At 72.5% G+C, this 14,100-nt stretch carries 12 protein-coding genes; 6 read left to right on the forward strand and 6 right to left on the reverse strand.

The annotated features are described in order from the left end of the window. Positions 1-2 precede the first annotated feature (2 nt). Together urtA and JS756_RS06635 are read right to left on the reverse strand one after the other, a co-directional pair. The gene (gene urtA / locus JS756_RS06630) at positions 3-1,295 is read right to left on the reverse strand and encodes an urea ABC transporter substrate-binding protein (protein ID WP_240203332.1); all 1,293 of its coding nucleotides are present in this window, start codon (positions 1,293-1,295) and stop codon (positions 3-5) included. Between the two features lie 217 nt (positions 1,296-1,512). Continuing rightward, complete coding sequence (locus JS756_RS06635) at positions 1,513-2,625, reverse strand: substrate-binding domain-containing protein (RefSeq protein WP_205381999.1); 1,113 nt, start codon at positions 2,623-2,625, stop codon at positions 1,513-1,515. A gap of 268 nt (positions 2,626-2,893) precedes the next feature. Here JS756_RS06635 and JS756_RS06640 point away from each other — a divergent pair, with 268 nt between their 5' ends. Both JS756_RS06640 and JS756_RS06645 read left to right on the forward strand, forming a co-directional pair. Further along, complete coding sequence (locus tag JS756_RS06640) at positions 2,894-3,346, forward strand: MarR family winged helix-turn-helix transcriptional regulator (RefSeq protein WP_205382000.1); 453 nt, start codon at positions 2,894-2,896, stop codon at positions 3,344-3,346. A gap of 79 nt (positions 3,347-3,425) precedes the next feature. After that, positions 3,426-4,331: an aldo/keto reductase gene (locus JS756_RS06645; protein ID WP_205382001.1), complete on the forward strand. Its 906-nt coding sequence runs from the start codon at positions 3,426-3,428 to the stop codon at positions 4,329-4,331. Between the two features lie 75 nt (positions 4,332-4,406). Here JS756_RS06645 and sph read toward each other — a convergent pair whose 3' ends face one another. Then, the gene (sph, locus tag JS756_RS06650; RefSeq protein ID WP_205382002.1) at positions 4,407-5,390 is read right to left on the reverse strand and encodes a sphingomyelin phosphodiesterase; all 984 of its coding nucleotides are present in this window, start codon (positions 5,388-5,390) and stop codon (positions 4,407-4,409) included. Between the two features lie 195 nt (positions 5,391-5,585). Here sph and JS756_RS06655 point away from each other — a divergent pair, with 195 nt between their 5' ends. After that, positions 5,586-5,978: a VOC family protein gene (locus tag JS756_RS06655; RefSeq protein WP_205382003.1), complete on the forward strand. Its 393-nt coding sequence runs from the start codon at positions 5,586-5,588 to the stop codon at positions 5,976-5,978. Positions 5,979-6,125: 147 nt separating this feature from the next. Further along, complete coding sequence (locus JS756_RS06660) at positions 6,126-7,196, forward strand: adenosine deaminase (RefSeq protein WP_205382004.1); 1,071 nt, start codon at positions 6,126-6,128, stop codon at positions 7,194-7,196. On the opposite strand, the gene JS756_RS06665 is transcribed toward JS756_RS06660, so the two are convergent. Together JS756_RS06665 and JS756_RS06670 are read right to left on the reverse strand one after the other, a co-directional pair. Then, complete coding sequence (locus JS756_RS06665; RefSeq protein WP_205382005.1) at positions 7,178-7,693, reverse strand: mycothiol transferase; 516 nt, start codon at positions 7,691-7,693, stop codon at positions 7,178-7,180. The genes JS756_RS06660 and JS756_RS06665 overlap by 19 nt on opposite strands. 268 nt (positions 7,694-7,961) lie before the next feature. Next, complete coding sequence (locus JS756_RS06670; RefSeq protein WP_205382006.1) at positions 7,962-8,882, reverse strand: LysR family transcriptional regulator; 921 nt, start codon at positions 8,880-8,882, stop codon at positions 7,962-7,964. A 143-nt stretch (positions 8,883-9,025) separates the two neighbouring features. Here JS756_RS06670 and mgrA point away from each other — a divergent pair, with 143 nt between their 5' ends. Next, a complete protein-coding gene (gene mgrA / locus JS756_RS06675) occupies positions 9,026-10,018 on the forward strand; it encodes an L-glyceraldehyde 3-phosphate reductase (protein WP_205382007.1) in 993 nt (330 codons plus the stop codon). Between the two features lie 702 nt (positions 10,019-10,720). Here the strand turns inward: mgrA and JS756_RS06680 are convergent. Continuing rightward, positions 10,721-12,658: an AfsR/SARP family transcriptional regulator gene (locus tag JS756_RS06680; RefSeq protein WP_205382008.1), complete on the reverse strand. Its 1,938-nt coding sequence runs from the start codon at positions 12,656-12,658 to the stop codon at positions 10,721-10,723. Positions 12,659-12,767: 109 nt separating this feature from the next. Between JS756_RS06680 and JS756_RS06685 the strand changes: the two genes are divergently transcribed. Next, positions 12,768-13,646 (forward strand): alpha/beta fold hydrolase, encoded by an 879-nt coding sequence (locus JS756_RS06685; RefSeq protein WP_205382009.1) that lies wholly within the window; start codon positions 12,768-12,770, stop codon positions 13,644-13,646. The last annotated feature ends 454 nt before the right edge of the window (positions 13,647-14,100 follow it).

Genomic DNA, 14,100 nt, shown 5'->3' on the forward strand with positions numbered 1-14,100 from the left:
CCTCAGGACAGGCCGGAGGCCCAGGAGTAGCCCTTGAGGTACGGGTCGGGCCCGATGGGCTCGCCGGAGTCCCACACCTGCTTGATCAGACCGTCGGAGCCGATCCTGCCGATGCGCGCGGTCTTGTAGATGTGCTGGGTGGCTCCGTCGACGGTGACCGTGCCCTCGGGGGCGGCGAAGGTGATGCCGTCGGCGGCCGCCCTGACCTTCTCCGGGTCGAAGGACTTCGCCTTCTCCACCATCGCCTTCCACAGGTGGACGGAGGTGTAGGCGGCTTCCATCGGGTCGCTGGTCGGCTTGTCCGCGCCGTACTCGGCCTTGTACGCCGCGACGAAGGTGTCGTTGGCCGCGCCCGGCGTGGTCTGGTAGTAGTTCCAGGCCGTCAGTTGGCCCGCCAGGTACTGTGGGCCGATCGACTTGACCTCCTCCTCGGCGATCGACACCGACACGACCGGCATCTTCGCCGCGGTCAGGCCGGCCGACTTGTACTCCTTGAAGAAGGCCACGTTGGAGTCGCCGTTGAGGGTGTTGAAGACGGCGTCCGCCTTCGACGCCTTGACCTTGTTGGCGATCGTGCCGAACTCGGTGGAGCCCAGCGGCGCGTAGTCCTCGCCGAGTATCTGCAGGCCGTTCGCCGCGGCGTACGCCTTGATGATCTTGTTGGCGGTGCGGGGGAAGACGTAGTCGCTGCCGACCAGGTAGATCTTCTTCTTGCCCTGGGCCTTGAGGTAGTCGAGGGCGGGGACGATCTGCTGGTTGGTGGTCGCCCCGGTGTAGAAGATGTACGGCGACTGCTCCAGGCCCTCGTACTGCACCGGGTAGAACAGCAGCGACTTGTTCTTCTCGAAGACCGGCTTGACGGCCTTGCGGCTGGCGGAGGTCCAGCAGCCGAAGGTGGCCGCGACGCCGTCCTCCTCGATGAGCTTCTGCGCCTTCTCCGCGAACGTCGGCCAGTCGGAGGCGCCGTCCTCGCTGATCGGCTTGATCTTCTTGCCGAGCACTCCGCCGGAGGCGTTGATCTCCTCGATCGCCAACTGCAGCGAGTTGCGTACGGTCACCTCGCTGATCGCCATGGTGCCGGACAGCGAGTTGAGCAGGCCGACCTTGACGGTGTCGCCGCTGACGTCGATCTTCGCGGCCTTGTCGGACGCGCCGGCCGTGTCCGTCTTGGCGCCGCACGCCGACAGCGCCACGACGGCGGTGAGCGCCGCGCCTCCCGCCAGCAGCCGGCGGCGGTGCGGTCGGGGCGCGCCGGGACCGGTGGACCGCAGGGACCTGATGAGCCTGATGGACAAGGAGAACCCCCTCGGGTGCGCCGGGGGCAAGGACCCCCTGGAGTGCGGTCCACAGCTTCAAGTCGCCCTGTTTCCAAGGTGTTTCGCGCGACTTTCCCCGAGGCAACAAAAGACGCCCCGGCGGGCCCTGGTGCGCATTCCAAGAGCGCATTCGCAATTCGCCCGGGGCATTCCCCTTACTTTCCGTGGGAAGTAACGCGGCAGTACTGACGGACCGTCAGGGCAGGCGGATGCCCGGCGCCAGTTCGGTGAGCACGTCGAAGTCGAGCCCGTCGGCCCGGGCCAGGTAGATCCGCTGGCGCACATGGCCGCCGCGCAGCCGCAGCAGCCCCCGCGGACCCTCGTAGGACACCTGGTCGGCCGTGGCGCCGATCGCCGCCACGTCCACGGTCCCCGCCCGCCGCAGCAGCGCGGCGAGGAGCAGAACGCCCTCGTAGCAGGACTCCCCGAGACTGCCCGGGGCCGGCGCCTCGACGCCGTACCGGTCCGCGTACCGGCCGTGGAAGTCGAGGGTGTCCCGGTTGGCGAGCGAGGCGAAGAACCCCGCGGTGCTGTAGAGGTCGTGCGTGGCCGCAGGGCCGCTGGCCAGCAGCATGTTCTCGTCCATCAGGGTGCTGAGCCGCAGGCAGCGGGCGTGCAGGCCGAACTCGGCGAACGCCCGGTTGAAGCGGACCGCGTCGCTGCCCACCAGCAGCATCAGCACCGCGTCGGCGTCGGACCGCTCGATACGGCGCAGCACCGGCTCGAAGTCGTGCGAACCCAGGGGGAGATACACCTCCCCGCCGATCCTGCCCCCGCACTCGCGCGCGTAGGCGTGCGCCGCACGCGCCGTACGGCGCGGCCACACGTAGTCGTTGCCCACCACGAACCAGCGCCGCACCCGGCGTTCGTGCGCCAGCAGGACCATCGCCGGGCGGAGTTGGTCGCGGGGCGTCTCGCTCGTCAGGAACACGCCGGCGGTGTGCTCGCCGCCCTCGTACAGGGCCGTGTAGACATACGGGACCCGATGGGCGACCCTCGGCGCCAGGGCCTGCCGCACCGAGGAGATGTGCCAGCCCGTGACGCCCTGCACGACGCCCAGCTCCACCAGCGCCTCGACGTGCTCGGCGACCTCCCGCGGCGGTGCGCCGCCGTCTACGGGCAGCAGTCTCAGTTCCCGGCCGAGCACCCCGCCCGCCCGGTTGACCTCCTCCGCCGCGAGCCGCGCGCACAACTCGCACGCCGGACCGAAGATCCCGGCCGGGCCCTGCAGCGGGAAGACCAGGGCGACGCCGAGCACGGAGTCGTCGGCGGTGAACCACTCGGCTGAGCGGGGATCGTGCCGGAACATGGCGTCATGATTCCGGGTCCACGGACCGAACTCCAGCCTGTCTCCTAAGATGTACGCACCCCGTGACCCCGCGCGGCGACCGGGAGGGCCCACCGGCCCGCGGCGCCCGGCACGTGTCTGCCGGCCCTCCGGCCGGGGTACCCCCGCTCCGCGTCGCCGCACGGCCCGGGCACGTCCGGTGTCGCGGGTCGTGCACCTCCGTACGACGCACCCCCGGACGCCGCCGACCACCCGGCCACCCCTTCCCGGTCACCGACCTAGGAGCGCGATGTCCACCTCCGCAACCGGCCGCAGGCCCCACGACCTGGTGCAGCTGCTGACGCGGGCCGAACGGCTGGCCGCCCGCCGGATCCAGGCCGCCCTGGACGCGGAGGGCTGCTCCCTCGACGCCTGGCGGGTCCTCGCCCTGCTCTCCGACGGGGCGGGGCACCATATGACGGCGATCGCCGAGGCGGCCTTCCTGCCCCCGCCGACGCTGACCAAACTCGTCGACCACCTGGTCGACCGGAACCTCGTGCACCGCCGCGTCGACCCCGTGGACCGGCGTCGCATCCTGGCCCACCTCACCCCGCGAGGCCTCGAGTACTGGCGGCGGGTCGACCGCGCGGTGCGTGCGGACTGGCCGGCGGCCGGGGACGGCGACGCGGACCTGCTGCGCGCCCTGCTGGGCCGGCTGGCGGTGGTGCTGGAGGCGGACGGCCGGCAGGTGACGGCCTCCTGACGGCAGGACGCCCGGTGTCCGGACGGGGCGCGCCGGGTGCTCACCTGGCAGGCCCGGCGAGCCATGACACACTGCGCCGATGACCACGCAGACGATCACCGCGGACAGCGCGGGCACCTGGCGGCTCGGCGACCTCACCGTGCACCGTGTCGGCTTCGGCGCGATGCGCCTCACGGGCAGCGCCGCCTTCCACCTCGGTGCGCCCAGCGACCGGGAGCGGTCGATCGCGGTCCTGCGCAGGGCCGTCGAGCTCGGCGTCGACCACATCGACACGGCGGCCTTCTACTTCTCCCAGCTGCGCTCCGCCAACGAGCTGATCAACAGCGCCCTGTCGCCGTACCCCGACGACCTGGTGATCGCCACGAAAGTGGGCCCCTTCCGGGACTGGGCGGGGGAGTGGGCGACCGCCGCCCGGCCGGAGGACCTGCGCGGCCATGTCGAGGAGAACCTGCGCCAGCTGGGCCGCGACCACCTCGACCTCGTGTATCTGCGCCGCATGGGTCAGGACCGGGTCGCCGAGCACTTCGGGGCACTGGCCGAACTCCGCGACGCCGGCCTGATCCGGCACCTCGGCCTCTCCGACGTCGGGCCCGGACACCTCGCGGAGGCGCAGGCCGTCGCGCCGGTGGTGGCCGTGCAGAACCGGTACGGACTCGACGCGCGGCGGCCCGCCACCGAGGAACTGCTGCGGTTGTGCGGTGAGCAGGGCATCGCGTTCGTGCCCTTCTTCGCCGTCGCGGGGGACGGCGCCGAGCGGGGCGCCACGGCGGACCACGGCGAGGCGGTCCACGCCGTGGCCCGCGCCCACGGTGCGAGCCCGGCGCAGGTCCGCCTCGCCTGGACCCTGCACCGGGGGCCCCATGTGCTCGCGATCCCCGGCACCGGGAACCCCGGCCACCTCGCGGAGAACGTGGCCGCGGGCGCGCTGCGGCTCACCGCCGAGGAACTCCGGCAGCTGGACTCGGTGCACACCGTGGGGAGCTGACCGCCCGCCACGGCCGACGGAGAGGCCCGCCGGCGTGGCACGCCCCGTGTCGCCCGGCGGCCCCCGGCCGGGGCACTAGCCGGTGTAGCCGGTCACCGGGTAGTGGTCGGAGAGGTTCGTGTAGGTGTAGTCGGTGCCCCAACTGGTCACCGTCCAGGGCGCCGACTCCTCCTTCACCACCTCGTTCTTCCACACCGTGGGGCGGACATGGCCCGCCCGGTGCAGCACGTAGTCCAGGTCCTCGCGCGGGTCGTCGGGGTAGCGGTAGCGCGCGATGGAGTTCTCCTTCGTGTCGAAGGAGTACGGGTGTCCGGTGCGGGTGTCGGCGCCGACGAGCCCCGCGTCGGCCAGCATCGACGCGTACTCGGCGGTGCGCGAGTCCACGTTCATGTCGCCGGCGACCAGCACCTCCTCGTCGGCCGGTATGTTCTCGGCGTCGAGGAAGGCGTCGATCGCCCGGAACTGCCGGCTGCGCATCGCCGCCGCCTCACCCGGGTCGCAGCCGGGGTCGGTGGACTGGGCATGGGTGCCGACCACGTGGACCCTGGTGCCGTTCACGTCGAGCACGACGTAGGCGAACCCTTTGTTGGACCACCAGTCGGCGCCGCACGCGTCCTTGTACACGTACTGCTCCTTGTGCAGGATCGGCCACTTGCTGAGCACGGTGACGCCGCCGTCCTCGGGCGTCAGGGCCGAGTAGGCGCCGCTCGTGGCGTCCCAGCCGCTCCTGCTGCGGCCCACCACCGGCGTCTGGTAGGGGTACTCGGTCGCCGCGGCGCTCTTCAGCGAGTCGGAGGAGGAGTTGTCGAAGGCCTCCTGGAGTACGACGACGTCGTTGCCGTGGAGGAAGGACGCCTTGGCGATCTGGGCGGCCCGGTGCTCCTGACCCCAGTTCGGGTACAGGTTCGTGCTCATGAGGAAGACGTTGTACGTCAGCACGCGCAGCGCGGGCGGCTGCCCCGCTGCTGCGGCGGGCGCCGGGGCGGCCAGGGGCGCCGCGGCGAGAGCGAGGGCGAGCCCGACGGCGCCCCGGGTGCGGCGCGATGCGAAGAGCGTCACTGGATCTCCCTGTGGGTGAAGGGGGTTTGAGTGGCGCCGCACATCAAACCACCAGGGATTACTCCGGGGTAACACCCGTGCGGCATCGATATGGCATGAACCTGACTGATAGATCGGACCGCTGTGGGTGGAGGTCGCTGGCGCGGATGAAGTTTTACGTATAACCTCTTCGGTCAGCCCTCCCGAAAGGTCCCGATGAGACGCATTGCCCTGGTCACCCTCGTCGTCGACGACTACGACGAGGCGATCCGCTTCTACACCGAGGCGCTCGGCTTCCGTCTCGCCGAGGACGCGCCCCGCCCCGACGGCTCCCGCTGGGTCGTCGTGGAGCCGGGTGCCCCCGGCCCCGCCACCGCGCTGCTGCTGGCCCGCGCCAAGGGTGGGGCCCAGGCCGCCCGGGTCGGCGACCAGACCGGCGGACGCGTCGGCTTCTTCCTGCACACCGACGACTTCGCCCGCGATCACGCCCGTATGCTGGCGGCCGGTGTGGCCTTCCTGGAGGAGCCCCGGCGTGAGCCCTACGGCACCGTCGCCGTCTTCCGGGACCTCTACGGCAACCGCTGGGACCTTCTGCAACCCGCGGGCTGATCGCCCCGCCCCCCGGCTGCCGCTCGCCCGGCTCCTCCTTTCGTCCTCCGCGCCCCCTTCTTCCCGGTTCCCTCCGCAGTCCCCCCCCCCTCGCGGTCCACTCTGCATCGCACCACCCCGCTCGCCCGCTCAAGGAGACACCCACCGATGAACGCTACGCGTGTAGACCCCACCCTTCTCCGCCGCCTGCCCAAGGCCGTCCTCCACGACCACCTCGACGGCGGTCTGCGCCCCGCCACCGTCGTGGAACTGGCCGCCGAGATCGGGCACACCCTGCCCACCACCGACCCCGACGAGCTGGCCGCCTGGTACGTCGAGGCCGCCGACTCCGGTGACCTGGTCCGCTACATAGCCACCTTCGAGCACACCCTGGCCGTCATGCAGACCCGTGAGGGCCTGCTGCGCACCGCCGAGGAGTACGTCCTCGACCTCGCCGCCGACGGCGTCGTCTACGCCGAGGTGCGCTACGCCCCCGAGCTGATGCAGCGGGCCGGCCTCGGCCTGGACGAGGTGGTCGAGACCGTCCAGGAGGGCCTTGCCGCGGGCATGGCCAAGGCGGCCGCAGCCGGCACCCCCGTCCGTGTGGGCACCCTGCTGTGCGGCATGCGGATGTTCGACCGCGTCCGCGAGGCCGCCGATCTGGCCGTCGCCTTCCGCGACGCCGGTGTGGTCGGCTTCGACATCGCCGGCGCCGAGGACGGCTTCCCGCCCGCCGACCACCTGGACGCCTTCGAGCACCTGCGTCGCGAGAGCGTGCCGTTCACCATCCACGCCGGTGAGGCGCACGGCCTGCCCAGCATCCACCAGGCCCTGCAGGTGTGCGGCGCACAGCGCATCGGGCACGGGGTGCGGATCACCGAGGACATCGTGGACGGCAAGCTCGGCCGCCTCGCGGGCTGGGTGCGCGACCGCCGGATCGCGCTGGAGATGTGCCCGACCTCCAACCTGCAGACCGGCTGCGCGACCTCCATCGCCGAGCACCCGATCACCGCGCTGAAGGACCTCGGTTTCCGGGTCACGCTGAACACCGACAACCGGCTGGTGTCCGGGACCACGATGACCCGCGAGATGGAACTGCTGGTCGAGCAGGCCGGCTGGACCGTGGAGGACCTGCGCACCGTCACGCTGAACGCCGTGAAGAGCGCGTTCCTGCCCTTCGACGAGCGCAAGGCCCTCATCGAGGACGTGGTCCTGCCGGGTTACGCCGCCGCGCTCTGAAGCAGACCGCGGACGTAGGCGGCCTGTCCGACGTGCTGGAGGTCGTCGGACAGGACGCTCACGAGCCGGACACCGAGGCTGACCGGAGGGTCCCAGCGCTCGTCCACGACGCGTTCCAGATCCGCCGCGGTCATGTCGCGCAGGGCCCGCAGCGACTGCGCGTGGACCGCGTCGTGGTACCCGGTCAGCAGGTCGGGTGAGTCGACCCGCACCTTCGCCACCGTCGCCGCGCTGTGCCCGTACCCGGTGTCGCGGGGCGGCACGTCCAGGCCGAAGCGCTTCTCCCAGTCCTGCACGAGCCACACCTGGTCGAGGCCGAAGGCATCGGCGACGTGGTCGTCCTGGATGCGGGTCAGGTGCCAGACCAGCCACGTGATCGAGTTGGTGCCGGTGGTCGGGCGGACGTTCAGGCCCTCGGGCCCGAGCCCCGCGACCGCGGCGTGGACTTCTTCCCGGATGCGGCCGAAGCCGTCGATGAGGATGTCCTTGGCATGCATACGTCCACCATCGCGCATCGCCTCCCGCTCCGCCCCCGGAATCCCGTTCCCGTCCCGGCCGGAGCGCCTCACCTGTCCGGATCCCGCTCCCGCGGGACCGGTCGGCCCCGCGTTCGCGGTCCTCGGCGAACGGCGCCCGCCCGGGTGCGCTGCCGGTGCCGCAGGGCCCGCCCGACCCGCGCGGGGCGCGGGAGGGTCCGGTCGGACCTCCGGCCGGCGAGGGTGACGGTTCCCCTCGGTCACGGATCCATGGCGGGGCGCAGCCGGCTCAGGCCGGCGGCGACGCGCCCTCCGGCGGCCGCGGGTCGTCCCCCTCCCCGGAGAGGAGACCCATCAGCGCCCGTGCCGCCGGGCTGGTGGCCTGTGCCGGGGGCAGCAGCGCGACCGTCTCGTACACCGTCTCCTCCACCCCCTTGAGCGGCAGCGCGGTGAGCGAGGCCCGCTTATGGCGGAAGTGGCGCGGTACGACGGCGATGCCGAGGTCCTGGTCGACCAGGTCCAGCAGGCCGTGCACGTCGTTCACCTCCAGGGCGACCGTGCGCCGCACCCGCGCGGCGGCGAAGGCGGCGTCGGTGGCCCGGCGCGGCCCCCAGTCCTGCTGGAAGTCGACGAAGACCTCGGCGCCCAGGTCGTCCGGTGCCACCGCCGCGCCCGCCCGCGCCAGACGGTGGCCGGGATGGCACAGGACCGTCATCGGTTCCCCCGCCAGAGCGACGGAGCGCAGCTGGTCGGTGTCGGCCTGGGTGCGGTAGGCGAACGCCAGGTCCAGCCGCCCGGCCGCGACCTCCTCGGCCAGTGCGGCGGAGTCGGACTGCCGCAGCCGGATCTCCACCTCCGGGTGCCGGCGCCGGAACGCCGCCAGCACCGCCGCCACGTCGACTCCGGCGATGCACTGCTCGGTACCGAGCGAGAGCGTGCCGCGCATTACGCCCTGTACCGCGGCCACCGCCTCGTACGCGGCCCGTACCCCGGCCAGGATCCGCTCGGCCTCCCGCAGCAGCGCCCGCCCGGCCTCGGTGAGCGTCACCCGGCGCGTGGTGCGGACGAACAGCGCGGCCTGCAGCTCGCGTTCGAGGGCGCGGACCGACGCCGACAGACCCGACTGGGACACCCGCAGTCGCTCGGCCGCCCGGGTGAAGTGCTGGTCCTCGGCGACCGCGACGAAGTGTTCGAGCTGGCGCAATTCCACGGTGAAGCAGTCTACCCGCATTCAGCAGTTCGCTCGCTGAATACCATCGGATTCTTCGGTTGGACGTATCGCCGCAGGTCGGGCCAGAGTGGTAGCGGTTCTCCGGAACCGCATCCCCGGCGCCCACCTTTCATGGAGTCGCGTTGTACACCGCACATCCCGACCGCTACACGGACATGCCCTACCGCCGCACCGGACGCAGCGGCCTGAAGCTCCCCGCGCTCTCGCTCGGACTGTGGCACAACTTCGGTCCCGACCGGCCGGTCGAGACCCAGCGGGCCGTCCTGCGCCGCGCCTTCGACCTCGGCATCACCCACTTCGACCTGGCCAACAACTACGGTCCGCCGCCCGGCGCCGCCGAGGGCGCGCTGGGCGGGTTCCTGCGGACCGACTTCGCGCGCTACCGCGACGAACTGGTGATCTCCACCAAGGCCGGCTATCTGATGTGGCCCGGTCCGTACGGCGAGTGGGGGTCCCGCAAGTATCTGCTGTCCTCGCTCGACCGGAGCCTGCAGCGGCTGGGCCTCGACCACGTCGACGTCTTCTACTCGCACCGCCCGGACCCGGACACTCCGCTGGAGGAGACGATGGGGGCGCTGCACTCCGCGGTGCAGCAGGGCAAGGCGCTCTACGTCGGCGTCTCCAACTACTCGGCGGAGCAGACCCGCGAGGCCGCCCGCATCCTCGGTGAGCTGGGCACCCCCCTGCTGATCCACCAGCCGCGCTACTCGATGCTCGACCGGCGCCCCGAGGAGGGCGGCCTGCTGGACGCGCTCGATGAACTGCAGGTCGGCTCCATCGCCTACTCCCCGCTGGAGCAGGGCCTGCTGACCGCCCGCTACCTGGACGGGATCCCGGAGGACTCCCGTGCGGCGAGCGACAGTCCGTTCCTGAACACGGACGCGGTCACCGGTGAGCTGGTGGCCCGGCTGCGCACCCTGCACGAGATCGCCCGGGAGCGCGGCCAGAGCCTGGCCCAGATGGCCCTGACCTGGGTGCTGCGCGGCGGCCGGGTGACCTCCGCGCTGGTCGGCGCGAGCAGCCCGGCGCAGTTGGAGGACAGTGTCGCCGCCGTGCGCAACCTGGACTTCACCGGGGACGAACTGGCGCGCATCGACGCGGCGATCAAGGGATAGCGCGCCCGACGGATCCCGTGTGCGGCGCCACGCCCGTCCGCTCGCCCGCTGTGCGGCGTACGGCTCGCACGGTATGGGCTCGCACGGTATGGGCTCGCACGGGATGGGCTCGCACGGGATGGGCTCGGACGGGATGGGCTCGGACGGGGGCGGGCGTCGGGGAGGGGGCGCCGCGTCACCGCCGTTCCGGGCGCCGGGAGCGGGGACCGGGACTTCGACCGGCTTGAGGGCATCGCCGGCGAAGCTCTGCTCACCTCCACACGCTGGGCGCTGATGCAGATTCCGCTGAGTCCCTTGCCTGCGGAGCAGCAGGTCTGGGAGTGCCGCAGCTGGGGCCGGTGGGGTCCACCCGGGTCGGCCGGCGCGGGGTGGTGACGTCCGGCCCGGTCGGTGCGTCGGATTCCTCGGCGTCCGCGAGCGCGCGGTAGGCAGAGGCGACGCAGGGGTGCTGTCCGGCGTTCTTTCCGGTCTTGATCGTCAGCTTCTGGCGAGATCGGGAACGGGCACGCCCGGGGCTGTCGCCCAGATCGCCACGACGGCCTTCGCGAACGCTTGCGGGCAGTGACACCACGTGCGCGATGCCGAGACCGTCAGCGACCGCCTGGCGGCGGCAATGGACGCCCTCTGAGCGCCATGGCGACCTGATCACGCGGGGCCGTGGGGCGGGCGCGCACTGGCTCGGGTTTCGCGTGTTGCGGTCGCCTATCCCGCATCGGCGCATGCCTCCGCCTCAGCCAGGTAGCGCGCCACCGGGCCCAGGGTCAGCATTCCGCTGGCGGCGCCGGCGTGTTCGGCACGGGCATTGCGCAGGGCGGCCTCGGCGCGTGCGGCGATTCCGCGCTCGCCGAGGCGTACGGCGGCGCGGGCGGTCAGGCACCACAGCGCTTCCTGCATGTGGTCACGCGGTGGTTCGGGCACCGCGGCGAGGGTGGCACGAGCCTCCTCGACTCGGTCCTGGGCGAGCAGCACGAGGGGGCGCGCCCAGGGTCGGTACGGGCCCCAGTCGAGGTGCGGGTCGGTGGGCGCGGGCCGGTCGTGCAGCAGGCGCAGCCCCAGCAGCGCGAGCGGGAACAGGCCCTGGTGCAGCCCCGGCATTCCGGCCGTCTGGAGGGCATCCTCGGCAGCGCGGTAGTGCGCTGCGGCCGTGGCGGCGGCCGGTCCGCCGGATTCGGCGCTGCGGGCGGCCGCGGCCCGGGCCCTGAACCACCCGGTGAGGACGGAGACGAGGGGTGCTTCGGTGGTAGCGGCGAGCTGTTCGGCTGCCTCGGCGTGCGAGGTTGCGGCGTCGAGGTCGCCGAGGGCCGAGGCGGATTGGAGGCGGACGAGTCGCCCGAGTACGGCGAAGTTCGGCAGCTCGTGCCGGGTGGCCAGGTCGAGGATCTCGGCGCCTGTCCGGTCTCGTACCGCCGCGAGCCCGGGGCGGGTGAAGGACTGCAGGAACACCCCGTTGAGGGCGAAGAGCAGCAGGGCGGGATCGGCCAGGTCCCGTGCCAGTGCCACGGCCTGCAGTGCCGCCTGCTGCGCGCGCTTCAGCTCGGACCTGGACAGATCGGCGCTGCGGCTCTCGACGGCGATCGTGGCCAGGAGGCGGGCGGGCAGGTCGGCGGGGCCGTCGGGGCCGAGCGCGGTGAGCGTGCGCTCGGCAGCCGCGACGACGGCGCGGGACTGCTCGGGGTCGTCGGCCCGGCTCCAGATGGCAGGCACGTCGTAGGCGCCGATGATCCGGGCGGTCAGGGAGAGGTCTCCCGTGCTCTCCGCCGCCTGGACGGCGGCGAGGCGGTCGCGCCGCGAGCGGACGAGGGCGTCGCCACCCGCCAGGGCGAGGGTGCGGGCCAGATCCACGGTGGTGCGCGGGCCGAGACGGACGCCATGGCCGGTCCACGCGGTACGCGCGCCTTCGGAGGGCACGGACCCGTTGAGGATGTCCGTCTCCAGGCGTTGGAGGTTGGCACCCGGGTCGAGCCCGAGTTGATCAACGAGCATCGTGCGGGCGCGACGGAGGACGGCCAGCGCGTCGGCCTGCCGGCCCGCGCGGTACAGCGCGCGGGCGAGGAGCCCCCAGGCAGGCTCGCGCCACGGATGTTCGGCGACGTGGGCACCCAGTTCGGCGACGAGGTCGGCCCCTTCCCCGGAGTCGAGGAGGATGCGGGCGCGCAGTTCCGCCCCCTCCAACCTCAGCTCCTCCAGTCGAGTCCGCTCGCGCTGTGCCCATGGGGAGCCGGTCACGTCGGCGTAGGCGGGTCCACGCCAGTCCGCGAGCACCGTGCCGAGGTCGGTCACCGTGCCGGGGTCGCGGCGGGCGCGGGCCAGGGTGTCCTGGAACCGATGGACGTCCACGTCCTCGCGCGGCAGGCACAGCGCGTAGCCGGGACCTTCGGTGACGAGTACGCGCGGCGGATTGCGGGGCGGCCGGTCGGGTTCGAGGGCGCGGCGCAGCGCGGCGACGAACGTACGCAAGGCGCCCACGGCGCGGGCCGGCGGATCGGTCCACAGGTCGTCGACAAGGCCGTCGGTGGTGACCATCCGTCCCTCGGCGGCGACGAGCCGGGCGAGTACCTCGCGATGGCGGGGTCCGCCCAGGTCAACCGGACTGCCGTCGGCGCGGAAGGCCCGCACGGCACCGAGCACGTCGATTCGCATGGCCTCATCCTCCGTGCCAGGGGCCGGCTGCGCCCAACCGTACTGATCGGCTGCTGATCGCCGTCGCTCAGGCTGATCCGGTCAGTCCCCCACCCGAAAGACGGCCTTCATGACGCTCACCCTTCCCGGCTTCGATCACATCCGCCTGCCCGGTGCGGACGGTGTGGAGCTGGCTGCCGCCGTCGGCGGCAGCGGCAGTCCGGTCGTGCTGTTGCACGGTTTCCCCCAGACCCACCTGATGTGGCGACACGTCGCCGAGCGGCTCGCCGACAAGCACACGGTGATCTGTCCTGACCTGCGGGGCTACGGCGCCAGCGACAAGCCGACGGTCACCGACCCCGATGTGTACGCCAAGCGCACCATGGCTGCCGACGTCGTGACCCTGGCGGCGGCCCTCGGCCACGAGCGCTTCGCCCTCGTCGGCCACGACCGGGGCGCCCTGGTCGCCTTCCGGGCGGGGCTGGACCACCCCGAGACCATCACCCACCTGGGCATCCTCGACATCGTGCCGACGCTCGACATGTGGAACGTCCTGCGCGGTGCCTCGGCGGTGGTCGGCTACCACCTCTTCCTCATGGCGCAGCCGCCAGGCCTGCCGGAGGCGATGATCGCAGGCAGCGCGGACGCGTTCTTCGGCTCGTTCCTCGACGCCTGGGCCGACGACCCGACCGCCATGCCGGAGGATGTGCGTGCCGAATACCTGCGCGCGAGCGCCGCGGCGGTGACATCGATCGTCGCGGACTACCGGGCCTCGGCGGGCATCGACGTCACGCACGACCAAGCGGACCTGGACGCCGGGTCGCAGCTGGCCATGCCCGTGACGGTCGTCCAGCAGGACTGGGGCGCGCAGCTGGGCTATGACGCTGCCGCGGTGTGGAAGGCGTGGGCGCCGAACCTGGACCACCGGCTGACCCGAGCGGGGCACCTCATGGCCGAGGAGGCGCCCGACGAGATCGCCGAGGCGATCCAGGACCTGCTGGCCCGCTGAGCCTCCTGTTCCCGGCTCGCCGGCTGGGCCACGGTGGGTCGGCGAGCCCTGGGTTTCGGCAATGGACCGGTCCCGGGCTCTGCGAGAGGCCAGGAACAGCTCCAGTCCCGGGTGTGGACGCACTCCCTGGCCATGCCCGATCCCCCGCTCCCCCAACATTCTCGAGGCCCGGCTCCACCCCGAGCCGGTCACCGACCCGGTGATCCTCCACGCCGAACAGACGCTGTGGCCTGGACCGTCCACCGCAGCCCGGGCACCGCGGCGGTGGGACGTCGGACGGTGCCTGCCGGACGGCGGGTTCATCGAGGAGGGCGGCGCGGTCGAAGCGACGCACGCGGCCGCGACGTTCGCGGTCGAACAGACCGTCGCCGCGTACCTGCGGGACGCCCCCGCTGTGCGGCAGCGCTGCACCGCGCGGCTCCTGGTGCCTGGCCCCGAGGGGTACGCCCGCGCT

It is taken from the genome of Streptomyces actuosus (assembly GCF_016921115.1).
In the GTDB taxonomy this organism is placed as follows: Bacteria; Actinomycetota; Actinomycetes; order Streptomycetales; family Streptomycetaceae; genus Streptomyces; species Streptomyces actuosus_A.

Coding starts and splice junctions, on each gene's coding strand:
- JS756_RS06635 (WP_205381999.1), bottom strand. CDS start 2,625: ATGTTCCGGCACGATCCCCGCTCAGCCGAGTGGTTCACCGCCGACGAC.
- JS756_RS06640 (WP_205382000.1), top strand. CDS start 2,894: ATGTCCACCTCCGCAACCGGCCGCAGGCCCCACGACCTGGTGCAGCTG.
- JS756_RS06645 (WP_205382001.1), top strand. CDS start 3,426: ATGACCACGCAGACGATCACCGCGGACAGCGCGGGCACCTGGCGGCTC.
- JS756_RS06655 (WP_205382003.1), top strand. CDS start 5,586: ATGAGACGCATTGCCCTGGTCACCCTCGTCGTCGACGACTACGACGAG.
- JS756_RS06660 (WP_205382004.1), top strand. CDS start 6,126: ATGAACGCTACGCGTGTAGACCCCACCCTTCTCCGCCGCCTGCCCAAG.
- JS756_RS06665 (WP_205382005.1), bottom strand. CDS start 7,693: ATGCATGCCAAGGACATCCTCATCGACGGCTTCGGCCGCATCCGGGAA.
- JS756_RS06680 (WP_205382008.1), bottom strand. CDS start 12,658: ATGCGAATCGACGTGCTCGGTGCCGTGCGGGCCTTCCGCGCCGACGGC.
- JS756_RS06685 (WP_205382009.1), top strand. CDS start 12,768: ATGACGCTCACCCTTCCCGGCTTCGATCACATCCGCCTGCCCGGTGCG.